15 protein-coding genes and 1 tRNA gene are annotated in these 16,633 nt (G+C 65.7%); 5 read left to right on the forward strand and 11 right to left on the reverse strand.

Annotation, left to right across the window (positions count from 1 at the left end):
- The 6 genes from WKB88_RS03420 to WKB88_RS03445 all read right to left on the reverse strand — a co-directional run bounded on the left by WKB88_RS03420 (position 1) and on the right by WKB88_RS03445 (position 7,013).
- On the reverse strand, positions 1-204 hold the full coding sequence (locus tag WKB88_RS03420; RefSeq protein WP_341393138.1) for a ubiquitin-like protein Pup: 204 nt from the start codon (positions 202-204) through the stop codon (positions 1-3).
- A gap of 83 nt (positions 205-287) precedes the next feature.
- Positions 288-1,898, reverse strand: a complete 1,611-nt coding sequence (gene dop / locus WKB88_RS03425; protein WP_341393139.1) for a depupylase/deamidase Dop — start codon at positions 1,896-1,898, stop codon at positions 288-290.
- Positions 1,895-3,658 carry a proteasome ATPase gene (arc, locus tag WKB88_RS03430; RefSeq protein ID WP_341393140.1) on the reverse strand — a complete coding sequence of 588 codons (1,764 nt, stop codon included), beginning with the start codon at positions 3,656-3,658 and terminating at the stop codon, positions 1,895-1,897. The genes dop and arc overlap by 4 nt, the downstream gene beginning before the upstream one ends.
- 125 nt (positions 3,659-3,783) lie before the next feature.
- Positions 3,784-4,854, reverse strand: coding sequence for a tRNA (adenine-N1)-methyltransferase (locus tag WKB88_RS03435; protein ID WP_341393141.1), 1,071 nt, complete (start codon positions 4,852-4,854; stop codon positions 3,784-3,786).
- A gap of 267 nt (positions 4,855-5,121) precedes the next feature.
- Positions 5,122-6,288 carry a site-2 protease family protein gene (locus tag WKB88_RS03440; protein ID WP_341393142.1) on the reverse strand — a complete coding sequence of 389 codons (1,167 nt, stop codon included), beginning with the start codon at positions 6,286-6,288 and terminating at the stop codon, positions 5,122-5,124.
- Positions 6,285-7,013: an HAD family hydrolase gene (locus WKB88_RS03445; RefSeq protein ID WP_341393143.1), complete on the reverse strand. Its 729-nt coding sequence runs from the start codon at positions 7,011-7,013 to the stop codon at positions 6,285-6,287. The genes WKB88_RS03440 and WKB88_RS03445 overlap by 4 nt, the downstream gene beginning before the upstream one ends.
- 103 nt (positions 7,014-7,116) lie before the next feature.
- On the opposite strand from WKB88_RS03445, the gene WKB88_RS03450 reads away from it, so the two are divergent.
- On the forward strand, positions 7,117-7,995 hold the full coding sequence (locus WKB88_RS03450; protein ID WP_341393144.1) for a PAC2 family protein: 879 nt from the start codon (positions 7,117-7,119) through the stop codon (positions 7,993-7,995).
- Between the two features lie 8 nt (positions 7,996-8,003).
- On the opposite strand, the gene mshC is transcribed toward WKB88_RS03450, so the two are convergent.
- From mshC to WKB88_RS03465, 3 genes are all read right to left on the reverse strand, one after another.
- Positions 8,004-9,284 carry a cysteine--1-D-myo-inosityl 2-amino-2-deoxy-alpha-D-glucopyranoside ligase gene (gene mshC / locus WKB88_RS03455; protein WP_341393145.1) on the reverse strand — a complete coding sequence of 427 codons (1,281 nt, stop codon included), beginning with the start codon at positions 9,282-9,284 and terminating at the stop codon, positions 8,004-8,006.
- A gap of 23 nt (positions 9,285-9,307) precedes the next feature.
- Positions 9,308-10,132, reverse strand: a complete 825-nt coding sequence (locus tag WKB88_RS03460; protein ID WP_341393146.1) for an undecaprenyl-diphosphate phosphatase — start codon at positions 10,130-10,132, stop codon at positions 9,308-9,310.
- A gap of 153 nt (positions 10,133-10,285) precedes the next feature.
- Positions 10,286-10,558: a hypothetical protein gene (locus WKB88_RS03465; protein ID WP_341393147.1), complete on the reverse strand. Its 273-nt coding sequence runs from the start codon at positions 10,556-10,558 to the stop codon at positions 10,286-10,288.
- Between the two features lie 41 nt (positions 10,559-10,599).
- On the opposite strand from WKB88_RS03465, the gene WKB88_RS03470 reads away from it, so the two are divergent.
- The gene (locus WKB88_RS03470; RefSeq protein ID WP_341393148.1) at positions 10,600-10,833 is read left to right on the forward strand and encodes a DUF5703 family protein; all 234 of its coding nucleotides are present in this window, start codon (positions 10,600-10,602) and stop codon (positions 10,831-10,833) included.
- Between the two features lie 40 nt (positions 10,834-10,873).
- Here the strand turns inward: WKB88_RS03470 and WKB88_RS03475 are convergent, their stop codons facing one another.
- Positions 10,874-12,031 carry an acyl-CoA dehydrogenase family protein gene (locus WKB88_RS03475; RefSeq protein ID WP_341393149.1) on the reverse strand — a complete coding sequence of 386 codons (1,158 nt, stop codon included), beginning with the start codon at positions 12,029-12,031 and terminating at the stop codon, positions 10,874-10,876.
- Between the two features lie 12 nt (positions 12,032-12,043).
- Positions 12,044-13,363 (reverse strand): M20/M25/M40 family metallo-hydrolase, encoded by a 1,320-nt coding sequence (locus tag WKB88_RS03480; RefSeq protein WP_341393150.1) that lies wholly within the window; start codon positions 13,361-13,363, stop codon positions 12,044-12,046.
- A gap of 147 nt (positions 13,364-13,510) precedes the next feature.
- On the opposite strand from WKB88_RS03480, the gene WKB88_RS03485 reads away from it, so the two are divergent.
- The 3 genes from WKB88_RS03485 to WKB88_RS03495 all read left to right on the forward strand — a co-directional run bounded on the left by WKB88_RS03485 (position 13,511) and on the right by WKB88_RS03495 (position 16,601).
- Positions 13,511-13,593: transfer RNA gene (locus tag WKB88_RS03485), tRNA-Leu, on the forward strand.
- A gap of 109 nt (positions 13,594-13,702) precedes the next feature.
- Positions 13,703-15,010: a hemolysin family protein gene (locus WKB88_RS03490; protein ID WP_341393151.1), complete on the forward strand. Its 1,308-nt coding sequence runs from the start codon at positions 13,703-13,705 to the stop codon at positions 15,008-15,010.
- Positions 15,011-15,194: 184 nt separating this feature from the next.
- Positions 15,195-16,601, forward strand: coding sequence for an APC family permease (locus tag WKB88_RS03495; protein WP_341393152.1), 1,407 nt, complete (start codon positions 15,195-15,197; stop codon positions 16,599-16,601).
- The last annotated feature ends 32 nt before the right edge of the window (positions 16,602-16,633 follow it).

Below are 16,633 nucleotides of genomic sequence, written 5' to 3' on the forward strand. Positions count from 1 at the left end.
CTACTGTCCGCCCTTCTGGATGAATCCCCGGACAAATTCCTCGGCGTTGTTCTCCAGCACGCCGTCGATCTCGTCCAGGAGGTCATCCACGCCCTCGGTCTGGGGAGATGCTGCCGCTTCTGGGTCGGCCGCGGGAGGGGGTGTCTCCTCCAGTTCCTCTTCCTCGGTGCGTGCTGCGGTGCTTTTACGGTCGTGGGTTGCCATGATCATTGCCTCTCCTGGCCGGAATCCGGCCGTTTGACTGGTCCTGACGGGTGCTGCCCAGGTCCTGACGCTGACTGCTAGTCCTATGGTGCCACGCTATGTTCGGGACCGGTCAGGAGTCTGGCGACAAAATCCTCCGCATCGGACGAAGCTGCAAACAATTCCTCCGTCAGCGCCCGGGTGCCCCGGAGCGGTTCACGCGTCGGAATGCGCTGCAGGCGCCGGTGCGAGGGCAGCTCGAAAATGATCGAATCCCAGCTTGCCCCCACCACTTCATGGGGAAAGCGGCTGACGCATTTGCCGCGGAAGTACGCACGCGTGTCGTCCGGGGGCTCGGTGACCGCCCGGGCGATCTCTTCGTCGGTGAGGATCCGTTCCATCTGTCCGCGGGCCGCCAGCCGGTAGTAGAGCCCCTTCTCGGGGCGCATGTCCGAGTACTGCAGGTCCACCAGGTGCAGCCGCGGATTGGACCACGCCAGTCCGTCGCGGTCCCGGTAGGCCTGCAGCAGCCGCAGCTTGGCCACCCAGTCCACCTGGGCGGCAGCTTCCATCGGATCGTGCTTGAGCGTGCCCACAAGGGAGGTCCAGCGGGTGAGGATGTCCTCGGTTTCGGCGTCGGCCCCCCGGCTGCGGCAGTGCCGTGCGGCGGCCTCCAGATACATCTCCTGCAGGTTCAGCCCGCTGACCATCCGGCCGTCCTTGAGCTCCACGAGTTGTTCCAGGGTCGGGTCGTGGCTGATGGCCTGCAGGGACCCCACCGGATCCCGCAGCTCGACATCGGGCCCGGTGCCCGCCTCGATCATGGACAGCACAATGGATGTGGTGCCCACCTTCAAGAGCGCCGACACCTCGCTGAGGTTGGCGTCGCCGATGATCACATGCAGCCGCCGGTACTTTTCGGCCACGGCATGGGGCTCGTCGCGGGTATTCACGATGGGCCGCCGAATGGTGGTTTCCAGCCCCACCTCGGCTTCGAAGAAATCGGCCCGCTGGCTCAGCTGATATCCCTGGCGCTGGTTGTTGGTGCCCATTCCCACCCGGCCGGACCCGACAATGACCTGCCGGCTGACGAAGAAGGGCACCAGACCCCGGACCAGCTGGGCAAACGGAACGCTCCGCGGCACCAGATAGTTCTCGTGGGATCCGTAGGAGGCGCCTTTGCTGTCGGTGTTGTTCTTATACAGGTTTACGGGCGAGAAACCCGGCGCTGCGGCAATGTGCCGCATGGCGGCCAGTACGACGGCGTCGCCGGCTTTGTCCCACAGCACCGCGTCCCGGGGTGTCGTCACCTCGGGCGAGGAGTACTCCGGGTGGGCGTGGTCCACGTACAGCCGGGCGCCGTTGGAGAGCACCATGTTCATCAGGACCGGGTTGTCGGTGGACTGCTCCCCGTAAAGCGCCGCCGGTCCGCCTCCTTCCATGGCGATCTGCTCCGCATCCAGCACCGGGGGCGCATCCGTCAGCTGGGTCGGATCGGCTGCGGTCCGGGGCACGGTGAAACCCCGGGCATCGTTCAGCGGCGCCTCGTCCGTATAGTCCCAGCGCGTCCCGGAAAAGTTGCCCATGCCGCTGCGCCTGCTAGCCGCGTAGGCGTTGATGATCTGGCTGGACAGGACCGTGGCGTTGGCTGCCGGCAGGGCGGGCGCCAGCACGCCGTACTCGGTTTCCGTGCCCAGGACACGGCGCACGCTCATAGATACTGTCCGGGGTTGGCAGTGGTTTCGATGGTGCGCCCGGGTTCCTGCCCGGCCTTCCCCTGGATGATGGTGCGGATGTAGGTGATGCGCTCGCCCTTCTTGCCGGAAATGCGCGCCCAGTCGTCCGGATTGGTGGTGTTGGGCATGTCCTCATGCTCGCGGAATTCGTCCACCACCGCCCGCATCAGGTGGTCAATCCGCAGGCCGCGCTGGTGCAGGGTCAGCAGGTCCTTGATGGCGTACTTCTTGGCCCGGTCCACCACGTTCTGGATGACCGCGCCGGAGTTGAAGTCCTTGAAGTACAGCATTTCCGTGTCGCCGTTGGCGTACGTGACCTCCAGGTACTCGTTGGACTTGTCCTCGGCGTACATTTTCTCCACCGTCCGCCGGATCATCTCGCGGACGGTCATTTGCGGGTCGTAGCCGTTCTCGGCTAGGTCCTCCCGGTGCAGGGGCAGGTCAGGGGTGAGGTACTTCGCGAAGATCTCCGCGGCACCTTCGGCGTCGGGCCGCAGGATCTTGATCTTCACGTCCAGGCGGCCCGGCCGCAGGATGGCCGGGTCGATCATGTCCTCACGGTTGGAGGCACCGATGACAATGACGTTCTCCAGCTTCTCCACGCCGTCGATCTCCGACAGGAGCTGCGGAACAATGGTGGTTTCGACGTCGGACGAGATTCCGGTTCCGCGGGTGCGGAACAGGGAGTCCATTTCATCGAAGAACACCACCACCGGGCTTCCGCCCGATGCCTTTTCCCGGGCACGGGCAAAGATCAGCCGGATGTGCCGCTCGGTCTCGCCCACATACTTGTCCAGCAGCTCCGGCCCCTTGATGTTCAGGAAATAGCTCCGGGTGCCCAGCGTTCCGGTCTGTTCCATCACGCGGGCGGCCAGCGAGTGTGCCACGGCCTTTGCGATCAGGGTCTTGCCGCAGCCGGGAGGGCCGTACAGCAGGATGCCCTTGGGCGCCTTCAGGCCGTGTTCCCGGTACAGGTCCGGATGCAGGAAAGGCAGTTCCACGGCGTCGCGGATCTGCTCGATCTGCGGGCCCAGTCCCCCGATGTCGGAATAGGAGATGTCCGGGACTTCCTCCAGGACAAGGTTCTCCACTTCGCTGCGCGGTATTTTCTCCAGCGCATAGCCGATCCGGGTATCGACCGTCAGGGCGTCCCCGACGCGCACCCGTTCAGCCTCCAGGGGGCCGTTGAGCCGGACCACGCGTTCGTCGTCGGCCCGCCCGATAACCAGGCAGCGGTCGCGGCCCAGGAGCTCCTTCACCGTGAACAGCTCTCCGCTGCGTTCGAAGCCCAGTGAGGCCACGGCCACCAGGGATTCGTTCAGCAGCACTTCCTGTCCCGCCACAATCTGGTTCATGTCCAGCAGCGGACTGACCGAGACACGGAGCTTCCTCCCGGACTGGATGATGTCCAGGCTGTCCTGCACGGCAGCGGTGGTTGTCCTGCCGCTGCTGGGCGGAACCCGGTGGTTCACCGAAATAACGGTGGCGAAGCTGAAGGGCGTGGCGCCCTCCTTTTCGAGGGCATCCTTCAGGCGGATAATCTCCGCCTTGGCCGTCTCCAGCATCGCCACCAGCCGGGCGTTGTTGTGCGTCAGCGCCGACAGTTGCCGGTCCACGTTCCGCAGCTTGTCCCGCAGTACGCTCAGCTGCTGGGCATCAGCGCCGGGAACCGGCGATCCGCGAAAGTACCCGCGGGGATCTTCGGCCCCGGAATCGACGGTGTTCTCTGCTTCAGACATGGTCTCGACCACCTTCACGTTGCGCAGGGTCTATCGGTTCGACGATAGCCCAGCAACGCAGGCAACACACGGGTTGGGACCTCTTGTCTTTCCCGTCCCCCGGTAATCAGGCAATCCGATTGCGGCTAGGGGGTTTCCGGCGTACCTTCCTGATCCGCGCTGAACTTTTCAGCCTTCTCCAGGGCACCGCGCTGGACCTTCGAGGCAGCATCCTTGGCGGCCCGGCGCAGCTTGTGGGCAGAGACTTCCCGCTCCCCCACGGCTGCCGGAGTCCAGGCGTTCAGATCCTCCTGGCTGAAGTTGGTTTTCGACGCGCGGCGCTTGGCCACGAGTCCGGTGGCGCCCTCGGCGAGCCGGCGGGCGGTCAGCAGGAAACCGGTGTGGGCCACCATGCGGTGGTCCGGCCGGACCGCGAGGCCCTCCAGATGCCAGCCCCGGACCATGGATTCCCAGCCGTCGGGCTCGGTGAACCTGCCGTCGGCACGGATGGCCTCCGCTGTGCGGGAAAGCTGGGTAACGGTGGCGACGTAGGAAATCCAGACCCCGCCCGGGGCCAGGACGGTGGCGACGGCGTCGGTGCACTCCCAGGGGGCCAGCATGTCCAGGACTACCCGGTCCACGCTCCCGGGCTCTTCGGTGCGGACAACTTCCTCCTGGAAGTCCCCCAGCGTGATGTTCCAGGCCGGATGCGGTCCGCCGAAGAACGTTTCCACGTTGCCGCGGGCAATGTCGGCAAATTCTTCCCGCCGTTCAAAGGAATGCAGTGAGCCGGAGTCGCCGACGGCGCGCAGCAGGGAGATGCTCAGGGCACCTGAGCCGACCCCCGCCTCGACAACGCGCGCACCTGGGTAGATATCGGCCATGGTGACGATCTGGCCGGCATCCTTGGGATAGACAACGGCGGCACCGCGCGGCATGGACAGCACGAAGTCCGAGAGCAGCGGCCTCAGCACCTGGTACTGCTGCCCGGTGGTGTTGGTGACGATGGTGCCTTCGGGCAGGCCGATGATCAGGTCATGGGACAGGTAGCCGCGGTGGGTGTGGAAGGCGCCTCCCTCGGTCAGGGTGATGGTGCTGTGCCGGCCCTTCTCGTCGGTGAGCTGCACGCGCTCCCCCGGACGCAGCGGTCCCCTGCGGTGGTCGGCGCCGTGGGGGGCTGTGGCGGCGGCAGTCTGGCCCGGGGTCTCCGAGTTCATGGGTAACGTTCCTTTGGATCTAGGTGATGCTGGCTGGGGTGAAGTTTGGGGCGGGGGGTGAAGTTTTGGAGCTGGGGTGAAGTTGGGGCGGCGATGGAGTTTTGGAGCGGGCCGCCTGATCGGGGACACAGCCCGCGCAGCGCCCGGAGGCCGTACCTGCAGCGGCAGCCGGGGACCGGCCGGAACAATCGGGACCTGGTTCCGGGCCGCGGGAGCCCGGGAAAGCGGGAACCCCGGGAAGGCCGGAATCCGGCTTTTAGTTCCGTGTCAGGATGTGCGCCGTTTAGCCGGTTTGGCGCTCATGGCCTCCAGGACAGCTGCTTGAGTCAGCAGTCCCACCACGCCGCCGTCGCGGTTAATGACGGCATACTCGCTGCCCTGAAGTTTAGCGAGGTACTCCACGAGTTCAGAACCCGCAGCGGCTTCCGGAACATAGGCGCCGGGAGCCAGCGGGCGGGCAGCTGCGTCAACCGGTGTGGAAGCGGCCAGGTGCGCGGGCACCTGAGCCAGCGCACCGGTGTCCGCCACGGCCCACGGCTGCCCCGTCGGCGCGGTAATGACGAGTGCGGCGCCGGGGTGGGCGGCCAGCACATCCCGGGCCGCGGACACCGGGGTGGACGCGGGGACCGACACTGCCGGCGTCATCTGGGACCCGGCGCTGATGGAGGGCAGCCGCAGCCGCAGGCGGGCGTTGCTGATGCTGGCGCCGGCCCCCATCCAGAGGAAGCCCGAGACAAGCGCCGTGAGCAGAACCACCTGCAGATCCAGGTCCTCCTGCCGCAGGTACGGCGGAAGGATGACGGCTGCGGCGAGAGCGGCGGCGATGATCCGGCCGGCGTACCCGGCGGCCACCGTGCCCCTGTCTTGGGATCCGGTGGCTTTCCACACGGCCGATTCAACAATTCGTCCCCCGTCCAGCGGCAGCCCGGGCAGGACATTGAAGATGGCCACCAGGAGGTTGGCCCAGATGAGGATTTCCGTCAGCAGAGCCGCCACCGGGTGGAGCGGAACGGCCACGAGGATCAGCCACCCGACGCCGGCCAGCACGAAGTTTGCGGCCGGACCGGCCAGGGCCACCAGCAGTGAGGGCCCGGGAGTGGAACGGACGTGCCCGAACTGGGTGTGCCCGCCCCACAGCGTGAGGACGATTTTCGCCGTCGGCCAGCGGTACGCCTTGGCTGTGAGGGCATGGGCCAGTTCGTGGACGAGGACGGAGACCAGGAGCAGCAGGGCGTAGCCAAGGGCGACGGCGTAGGCCCCCGCACCCAGGAACGGAAAGTTCCGTCCGACAAGCGGTCCGAAAAAGACAACGATCAGGGCAGCGATGACAAACCAGGAATACGCCAGATACACGGGAACGCCGGCAATGCGCCCGAGCGGGATTCCGTCCTTCCGGACGGGGGCGGTGGCTTCGGGACCGCGGCCCGCGCTCAACGGGCAGCCTCGGGAGCTGCAGTGCGCACCAGGGAGGCCAGGTCGGCTGCCGTTTTTCCGGCCAGGGTGTCCCACTCATGCCGGCCCTCATCCGGCGGCAGCGGCAGGAAGTGCGGAACGCCCAGGGTAACGAGCCCCGCGGCGCGGGCCGAAGTGACGCCCGGGAAGGAATCCTCGATGGCGACGACGCGGTCCTTGGCCAGACCCGGAACCTGCGCGGCCAGCCGGTCAAAGGCCAGCTGGTACGGCTCGGGATGGGGTTTTCCCTGCCGGACCATGTCGCCGGTGACCAGGAAGGAGAACGTTCCGGCCGGAAGCCTGCTGCAGACTTCCTCGGCCAGGACGGCCTCGGACATGGTCACCAGGACACACGGAGTGCCTGCTTCGGCGAGTTCAGCGAGCAGCTCCCGCGCGCCGGGGCGCCAGGGGACCTCGCGGCGCACCTGCTCAACAACGGCGCCAATCAGGGTGTCAATGATCTCGCGGATACTCAGGGGGACGCCGGCGTTCTGCAGGAGGCCGGCGCTGTAGGTCAGCGCCTGGCCGATCATTGCTTCGGCATCGGAATTGGTCCAGGAACCGCCGTACGAGTGCACGAGGTCCTTCTCGGCCTGAATCCAATATGGTTCCGTGTCCACGATGGTTCCGTCCATGTCCCACAACACCGCCTGGAGCGGGCCGTTTTCGGGTTCTGTTTGCAGGGGTGCCGGGACAGTGGAAGACATGCCTACCAGTCTACTGGGCGTGCCGGGCCCCGGGTTTACTTTGCTCCCCGCGAAGCCTTCCCCCGGTCCTGACAGCGCGGCGCCCTGGGCTTATGGTGAGTCTGTGAGCAATACCGACAAAACCCCGCCCCTTGGACTCCAGGATTTTTTCGGCGGTTCCCAGGAACGCACCACGGTGATGCTGGCCGCCTTCGAAGGATGGAACGACGCCGGAGAGGCCGCCAGCGACGCCGTGAAGTTCCTCAGCATGTTCTGGGAAAGCGAAAAGATCGCCAGCCTGAACGCCGATGAATATTACGACTTCCAGTTCACCCGGCCGGTCATTGAACGGCTCGCGTCCGGAGAGCGAAGGATCAAATGGCCCACCACCCGCATTTCCCGGGCGGAAGTGCCGGGCAGCAACCTGGACATCATCTTCGTTTCGGGAGTTGAACCCTCCTATAAGTGGCGTGCCTACACGGCGGAGCTGATTGCGCTTGCCAAGGAGCTGGGCGTGGACTGCATTGTCCTGGCCGGCGCACTGCTCGCGGACGTGCCGCACACCCGCCCCATTCCGGTGACGGTCACCTGCGAGGACAGCGACCTGCGGGATGACCTGAAGGTGGAGTCCTCACACTACGAGGGGCCGATCGGAATTGTGGGGGTGCTTGCCGAAATGGCGGGGCTCGCCGACATCCCCGCCGTATCCCTGTGGGCGGCGGTCCCCCACTATGTGGGCCATTCACCCTCACCCAAGGCCCAGCTGTCGCTGCTGCACCGCATCGAGGAGCTTCTGCAGGCTCCGCTGGACACCAGGCTGCTGACGGATGAAGCGGATGCCTGGGAACGCGGCGTCGACGAACTCGCCACTGAGGATCCCGAAATTGCTGCATATGTGCGGCAGCTCGAAGAAGCCAAAGACACCGCGGAGCTGCCCGAGGCCAGCGGGGAGTCGATCGCCCGCGAGTTTGAGCGCTACCTCAAACGCCGCAGGCGCGACTAGGGCTGCTGCTAGAGGCGGATTCCGAGCAAGGCGTCGACGGTCGATCCGGCGAGATCAGCCGCGGCGCTGTCCCGGTCTGCGGCAGGAGCCTCAAGGGCTGAAGCGGCCCAGGCATCGACCGCAGCCAGAGCTGCCGGTGCGTCCAGGTCGCGGGCCAGGGCTGTCCGCACGTCGGTCAGCATCTGCTCAGCCTGCGCGTGACCGGTGACGGGAAGTGCCTTCCGCCAGAGGGACAGACGCTCCTCGGCCGCGGTCAGCTGTTCGCCCGTCCAGAACCAGTCGGTGCGGTAGTGGTGGCTCAGCAGGACAGCGCGGATCGCGGCCGGATCGGTGCCGCGGGCCCGCAGGTTGGACACCAGCACGAGGTTGCCCAGGGACTTGCTCATCTTTTCGCCGTCCAGGCCCACCATTCCGGCGTGGGCGTAGTGGCGGGCCAGCGGGGTTCCGGTGCAGGCATAGGCATGCCCCGCGCTCATCTCATGGTGCGGGAAGACCAGGTCCGAGCCGCCGGCCTGCACGGTGAAGGGTGCCGGCAGGAACCGCTGGGCGATAACGGAACACTCAATGTGCCACCCGGGACGGCCGGATCCCAGCGAGGCGCCGTCCCAGAACGGCTCCCCGGCGCGTTCGACGCGCCACAGCAGCGGATCCAGGGCGTTACGTTTGCCGGGACGCAGCGGGTCCCCGCCGCGTTCGGCGAAGAGCGGCAGCATCTGTTCCGGGCTGAGCCCGGACACTGCACCGAGCTGCCAGGCGTCATCACCGGCAGCCAGGCCCGAAGCCGCGTCGACGGAGAAGTAGACGTCGCCGTCGGGTTCGCTGCCCTCGCCGGGCACGCGGTAGGCAATGCCGCGGCGCAGGAGGTCCTCCACTACCGGCACAATCCACTCGATGGACTCCACGGCGCCCACGTAGTGGTCCGGCGCGATGACGTTCAGGGCTTCCATGTCATCACGGAACAGCTGTGTCTGCTCCTGCGCCAGAGCCCGCCAGTCCAGGCCCCGGTCATTGGCCCGCTCCAGGAGCGGATCGTCGATGTCCGTAACGTTCTGCACATAGCGGACCTCGTTGCCCGAATCCCGCCACTGCCGGTTCAGGAGGTCAAAGGCCACATAGGTGGAGGCGTGCCCCATATGCGTGGCGTCATAGGGAGTGATGCCGCAGACATACAGGCTGGCAGCACCATCCGTTCGCACGGGAACAGTCCGGCGCAGGGCCGAATCGTAGAGGGCCAGTTCCGGGGATTTACCGGGCAGGACGGGCAGGGGGGAGCTTTTCCACGCAATCACAGGTTCAACTCTACTTTCCGTTGCTAGGCATTCAGCACGCCAAAGCCCAGAAGCAGGTAAATCACGACTCCGAGGAGGATGCGGTACCAGACAAAGAGGCCGTAACCGCGGGTCGAGACATATTTCAGGAACCAGCCGATGATGATGAAGCCCACAACAAACGCAACCAGGGTGGCGCCGGCGGTTTCCCAGCCGCCGTACACCATGGGCTCATCCAGTGACTTCACCAGCTGGAAGAGCCCGCTGCCGAAGACGGCGGGGATGGCCAGGAGGAAGGCGTAGCGGGCGGCGGCCTCCCTGGTGTAGCCCATAAACAGCCCGGCGGTGATGGTTCCGCCGGAACGGCTGACACCGGGAATCAGTGCCAGCGCCTGCGCGAAGCCGTACAGGATGCCGTGCTTGTAGGTGAGCTTGTCCAGCGTGCGCTGCTGCTTGCCCACGGCGTCGGCCACCGCAAGGATGATGCCGAAGACGATCAGCATGGTTGCCACGATCCAGAGGCTGCGGAAGGTGCTTTCGATCTGGTCCTGGAACAGCAGGCCCAGCACCACGATCGGCAGCGTGCCGATAATGATCAGCCAGCCCATGCGGGCGTCGGGATCGCTGCGCGGAACACGTCCGGCCAGCGACCCGATCCAGGCCTTCACGATCCGGACGATGTCCTTCCAGAAGTAGACCGCCACCGCGGTTTCCGTGCCGAGCTGGGTGATCGCGGTGAACGCGGCACCCGGATCCTGGGCACCGGGCAGCAGCTCACCGACTATCCGCAGATGGGCGCTGGAAGAGATGGGGAGAAATTCAGTCAAGCCCTGAATAAGGCCAAGGAAGAGCGCTTCAAACCAATTCACAAGATAGAACTCTAGGCCACGACCGGCGGCCCGCCGTGCCGGGCCGCCCCGGGCAGCTTCACGATGCGTCGCAGGTCACAGCCGCAGGAGGAGTGCTGCACGGCCCTTTGGACCGGACTCTTCCCGCGTGGACCGCCGTTCCGGCGGGGTGTTCTACGTCCCGGGTTGAACGCCCGAGGACTGTTCTTCGTCGTCGGCGAACTCGCCGTCGAACTCCTCGTCGTCGTCTTCGTAGATTTCCAGCGGCGTGACCTCGCCGTACGCGTCGTAGAGGACTTCTTCGTAGACCTCAAAGGCATCCGCCACCGCCAGATAGGCTGTCTCAACCAGCGGGTCCTTATCCCCGCGGCGCTGGGAAGCGGCCGTCAGGTGCTCTTCGAGGGCAGCCATGAGTGATTGGAGCGCGACGTGCGGATCTATGCTCATGCCCTAGACGTTAGCGGTAAAGCAGGCAAAATTGGAGGGATATGCGCGAACAAATTCTTCGGCCCGGCCTGCGCCGGCCAGACGAGAACTTCCGGGACTACGAGTATCTCGTGGTCTCCGTTAACCCCGGCGATTCAGTCTCCGAGGCCCGGCGGCTCATCAGGGAGCACGCCGAGTACGGCAAATGGGAGCTGCACCGCAGCTGCATTTACCGCGGCGGCGGCAGGCGCTTCTGGCTGCGCCGGCGCGTCATGCGGGTCCAGCGCACGGCCTGACGCAGCACAGAAGCCTGAGGCTCGAGTCTTTGTCCGGAACTCAGTCCTTGTCCGGAACCGGGCCCAGCCAGGCGTTGGCCACCGAAGCGTGGACCGAGTCCTCGCTGGATGGATGGAACATGCCGGCCAGGACGTCCCGGTACAGGCGTTCCAGCTCCGCCCCGCGGAAGTAGCTTTTGCCTCCGGATACCCGGACGGCCGTTTCAACAACGGACCGGGCAGTTTCGGTGGCCCGGTACTTCAGTGAGGAGAGCCGGGGGAACCAGAGGTTGCCGTGGTCGGTGCCGGCCTCCAGGTCACGTGCGATCGCCTCGAGCTGCGGGTGGATGCCGTCCATCCGGATGGCGGCATCGGCGACCTTCCACCGGGTGTGGGGATCGTGGGCCGCAGGGCTGCCTCCCGCCGTCGTCCGTCCCTGCGCCGCTTCCACCGCCAGTTCGACGGCGCGGTCCCCCACCCCGGTGTAGACGGCCGAGAGCAGCGTTTCGAAAAGGCTGAAGATGCCGAAAACGAAGGCATCCCGGTGCGGACCCACCGGTGTGGTGCGCACCAGCCGGTCGGCCGCTACCACCGCGTTGTCCAGGACGGTGGTGCAGGACTGGCTCGCGCGCATGCCCATGGTGTTCCAGTCATCCTTGACCGTGATGCCTTCGGTTCCCCGCGGGGCAAAACCGAAGACCAGCCGGGGCTCCTCCGGATCGGAGTCGTCGCGGCCGAAGATGCCCAGCCTGGTCCACGCCGGAGACAGGCTGGTGAAGATTTTCGTTCCCGTGAAGGCATACGAGCCGTCGCCCTGCGGCCGGGCGTCCGTGAAGGAATCGAAGAGGACGGCCGCGTTGCCCGGCTCCGAGATCCCGAACGCATACAGCTCACCCCGGGCGGCGTCGTCGAGCACGAATGCCAGGGAGTCGTCGCCGCGAAGGGACAACAGGTGCGCAACCCCGCACCAGACCTGGTGCATGTTCACGGCCAGCGCCGTGGCGGGAGCCGCCGTCGCCAGCAGCCGCTGGGCCTGGACCACCTGGGGAATGCCGAAGCCGGCGCCTCCCGCAGCAGTGGGTGCAAAGAGGGCGAGGTAGCCGGCGGCGCGAAGGTCTTCGAGGTCCTCCGTAAAGAAGGTGTTGTCGCGGTCGTACCCGGCGGCGCGGCTGCGCAGGCGGTCCAGGAGCTCGGGCGTGAGGATGTCGGCGGGATTCACGGCTGCGTCCTCCTAGTATCCGGTCAGCAGGCGGGAGAGCACCCGGGTGCCGAACTTCAGGGAATCGACCGGGACCCGCTCGTCCACGCCGTGGAACATGCCGGTGAAGTCCAGCTCCTCGGGCAGGCGCAGCGGGGCGAACCCGTATCCGGTGATGCCCAGGCGGCTCAGGGACTTGTTGTCGGTGCCGCCGGAGAGCGTGTAGGGCAGGACGGGCGCGCCCGGGTCCTCCGCCTGCAGGGCGCCGACCATGGAATCCACCAGGTTGCCCTTGAAGGGCACCTCCAGCGAGACGTCCTTGTGCTCATAGCTGACGTCGACGCCGGGCCCGGCCAGATCCTTGATGACGGCGAGGACCTGCTCTTCCTGTCCGGGAAGGGTGCGGACGTCAATGAGGGCTTCGGCGGTGCCCGGAATGACATTGTGCTTGTAGCCGGCCTTGAGGACCGTCGGGTTGGCGGTGTTCTGCAGCGTCGCCCCCACGAAACGGGCTACGGTGCCCAGCTCGGCCAGGAGCCGCTCCGGGTTATCAGGATCGAACTCGACGCCGGTCAGTTCCGTGACGCCGTCCAGGAAGGCGCGTGTCGTGTCGGTGAGTTCGATCGGCCAGGGGTATTCCCCGATGGTGGCGACGGCGCGGGCGAGGCGGCTCACCGCGTTGTCGGTGTTGATCTGTGAACCGTGGCCGGCGCGGCCGTGGGCAACGAGACGCAGCCAGGAGATGCCTTTTTCAGCGGTCTGCAGCAGGTAGGTGCGCTTGCCGCCGATCGTGGCGGAAAAGCCGCCCACTTCGGAAATGGCTTCAGTGGCGCCGTCGAAAAGCTCGCGGCGGTTTTCCACCGCCCAGGTTGCTCCGTACTTGCCGCCTGCCTCCTCGTCGGCGAAGAACGCGAAGATGAGGTCCCGCTTGGGCTTGGTCCCCGTGCGCGCCATGCTGCGCATGACCGAGAGGATCATCGCGTCCATGTCCTTCATGTCGACGGCGCCGCGTCCCCAGATCAGCCCGTCCCGCTCTTCTCCGCTGAAGGGGTCCACCGACCAGTCCTGCTTTTGGGCGGGAACGACGTCGAGGTGGCCGTGCACCACGAGCGCCGGGAGGCTCGGGTCGGAGCCCTCCATGCGGGTGACGACCGATGCCCGGCCGGGCGCGGATTCGAAGAGGTCGGCGTGCAGTCCGGCTTCTTCGATCAGGCCCGCAGTGTATTCGGCGGCGGCCCGTTCACCCGGACCCGATCCGTCCCCGAAGTTGGAGGTGTCAAAGCGGATCAGTTCCCGGCAGATCCGGGCCACTTCGTTTTCTGCGGTTTGCTCGGACGCAGCAGTCTCAGACATGGTTTCTCCTTCGGATGGCTTGCTGCCAGCCTAGCCACCGGACGGCTGACCAGCACCGATTTACGGTCCGGGCCAAAACCGTGTTAGAGTTTTTCCCGTTGCTTCCGCAGCTTTTGAACGACTGAAGGCCTTGCGGAAAACACCCAGGCGCGGGTGGCGGAATGGCAGACGCGCTAGCTTGAGGTGCTAGTCCTCTAACGAGGGTGGGGGTTCAAGTCCCCCTCCGCGCACAATATCTACCCCTCGGGATCTTCGGATTCCGGGGGGTATTTTTGCGTCCCGGCGGGCTGCCGCAAGCCGCCCATGTGATGTTCCACACCTCCCCGGTACTCTCTGTCTATGGACGGCACCACACTCCTTAATTTGCTGCTCGTGGTTTTTTTCGTCCTGCTCGGGGGAATCTTCGCCGGAACCGAAATGGCGCTGGTCTCACTTCGCGAGAGTCAGATCAGGAAGATCGAGGACTCCGGAGCGGGCGGCCGGAAGATCGCGGAGCTGGCCCGGAACCCCAACCTCTTTCTCTCGTCCATCCAGATAGGCGTCACCCTCTGCGGATTCTTCTCCGCTGCCTACGGCGCGTCCGCGCTGGCGCCGGCGGTCACCCCCGCGCTGCGCGCCCTCGGTATTCCGCCGCCCGCCGCGGATGCGGCCGCCTTCATCCTGATGACCCTCGCCGTCGCCTACTTGTCCCTGGTCCTCGGCGAGCTGGTGCCCAAACGGCTCGCCATGCAGAACGCCGAGGGCTTTACGCGGCTCCTGGCCCCGCCCCTGAACGTGTTCGCCGTCGTCATGCGGCCGGTGATTCGGCTGCTTTCGGTCTCCACGGATGCTGTGGTCCGGCTCCTCGGCGGTGATCCCAAGGTAAAGACACCGCCGGTGACATCCCAGGAGCTGTGGGACATGGTGGCGGCCAGCCCGGTGCTGGCCGAGGACAGCCGCCGGATCCTCTCGGACGTGTTCGGGGCGGGGAACCGGCTGCTTCAGGAGGTGATGCGCCCGCGACCCCAGGTGCAGTTCCTTTCCGCGGACCTCACCGTAGCCGAGGCCCGCGCTGCGGTGCACACGCTGCCGTATTCGCGGTATCCGGTCATCGGGGACTCCCCCGACGATGTCCTGGGCTTCATCCACGTCCGGGATCTCCTGCGCGGTGGCGACGACGGCGGAACCGGGCCCGAACGGCGGCTCGGTGACATTGTCCGTCCCATCCTGTTCCTTCCCGGCACTGCAGCGGTGGTGCCTTCCCTGTCCAGGATGCGCCGCGACGGCAGCCACATTGCCGTCGTGGCCGATGAGTACGGCGGGACGGACGGCATTGTGACCCTGGAGGATCTCGTGGAGGAACTGGTCGGGGAGATCTACGACGAATACGACACGTCGCGGGATCCCGAGGATCTGCACCGGCGCGTCCGGGGCGATCTGGTGGTTGACGGAGCACTGATTCTGCAGGAATTCGAACGGCTGACCGGCATAAACCTGCCGGAAGGCTTATATGAAACGGTCGGCGGATACATTATGGAGCGGTTGGGACGCATTGCCCGTCCGGGAGACATTGTCGCCGCTCCGGGGTGCGAACTGGAGGTGCTCAGCGTTCAGCGCCGCCGCATCGGCGCCGTGCGCGTCATTCGTTCCGCTGATCCCGAGCACTGATTCCTTTCGTCGTGTTCTGCCTCCGGGAGGAGGACGGGGTTCTGTGCGCAGACAGGCGTCAAGTCCCGTAACATTGCTTTGCCCCTTAATGGCGCAGAGAATACCGGGCAGCGGGCCGTGACCGGTTTTCCCCGGTACACGTCCCGGGCCGCAGTGCAGATATACAGAAAGCAGGAAACCAGCCATGGGCGATACAAAAATCAGCTCCGGGGAACCCGAACTCAAGCGGGTGATGGGGACCAAGCTTTTGCTGCTCTTCATCGTCGGCGACATTCTCGGCACCGGAGTCTATGCCCTGACCGGCCAGGTAGCCGGCGAAATCGGCGGTGCCGCCTGGGCGCCCATCCTGATCGCGTTCGGCGTTGCCACCATTACCGCTTTGTCCTATCTGGAACTGGTGACCAAGTTTCCGCAGGCTGCTGGTGCCGCCCTTTACGCACACAAGGCTTTCGGCATTCACTTCGTGACGTTCCTGGTGACTTTTGCGGTGCTGAGTTCGGGAATCACGTCCGCTTCGACTGCCGCCAAGTTCCTGGCCGAGAACTTCATTGTCGGGTTCAACCTGGAGTGGGGACAGACCGGCGTCACCTGGGTGGCCGTCATCTTCATGCTGGTCCTCGCGGTGATTAACCTCCGCGGAGTTGGCGAGAGCATCAAGTTCAACGTGGTCCTGACGATTATCGAACTGACCGGCCTCCTGATTGTCATCCTCATCGGCTTCTGGGCCATGAGCCAGGGCAATGTAGATTTCTCCCGCGTCATGGTGTTCGAAACCGAAGAGAACAAGAGCGTTTTCCTGGCCCTGACAGCCGCCACCTCGCTGGCGTTCTTCTCCATGGTGGGCTTTGAGGACTCGGTTAACATGGCCGAAGAAACCCGGGATCCCGCCAAGATCTTCCCGAAGGTCATGCTGACCGGGCTGAGCATCACGCTGATTGTCTACCTGCTGGTGTCCATTGCCGCCGTGGCCATTGTGCCCGTCGGCCAGCTCTCCGCAAGTGCAACCCCCCTGCTCGAGGTTGTCCGGGCCGGAGCACCCAACCTGCCGGTTGATGTTATTTACCCGTTCCTGTCCATTTTTGCCGTGGCCAATACCGCCCTGATCAACATGCTCATGGCCAGCCGCCTGCTCTACGGCATGGCCAAGCAGGATGTCCTGCCCCGTTCGCTCTCCAAGGTTCTTCCCGGGCGCCGCACGCCCTGGGCCTCGATCATCTTCACTACCGCCATCGCGCTGGGACTGATTATCATCGTCACCAACTTCATGGGCAAGGACACCGTCGCGGCCCTGGGCGGGACCACGGCACTGCTGCTGCTGGCAGTGTTTACCGTGGTGAACGTTGCCTGCCTGGTGCTGCGCCGCACCCCGCACGAGGGCAAGCATTTCCGCTCCCCCGGGTTCCTCCCGTACGTCGGTGTCTTCACCTGCGCCTTCCTGCTGGGCCCGTGGGCGCAGGACCCGATCGAATACCGCATTGCCGGCCTGCTGCTGCTGCTGGGCCTGGTGCTGTGGGTGCTGACCTGGTTCTGGAACCGGGCAGTGCGCGCCAAGAAGACGCGCTTCACAGATGCCGAAGAACTCCGGGGCTAGGCCCTTTTCCGCCCCGCTTTTCCATCCCTAGG

The organism is Arthrobacter sp. G119Y2, assembly GCF_038069765.1.
Taxonomy (GTDB): Bacteria; Actinomycetota; Actinomycetes; order Actinomycetales; family Micrococcaceae; genus Arthrobacter_B.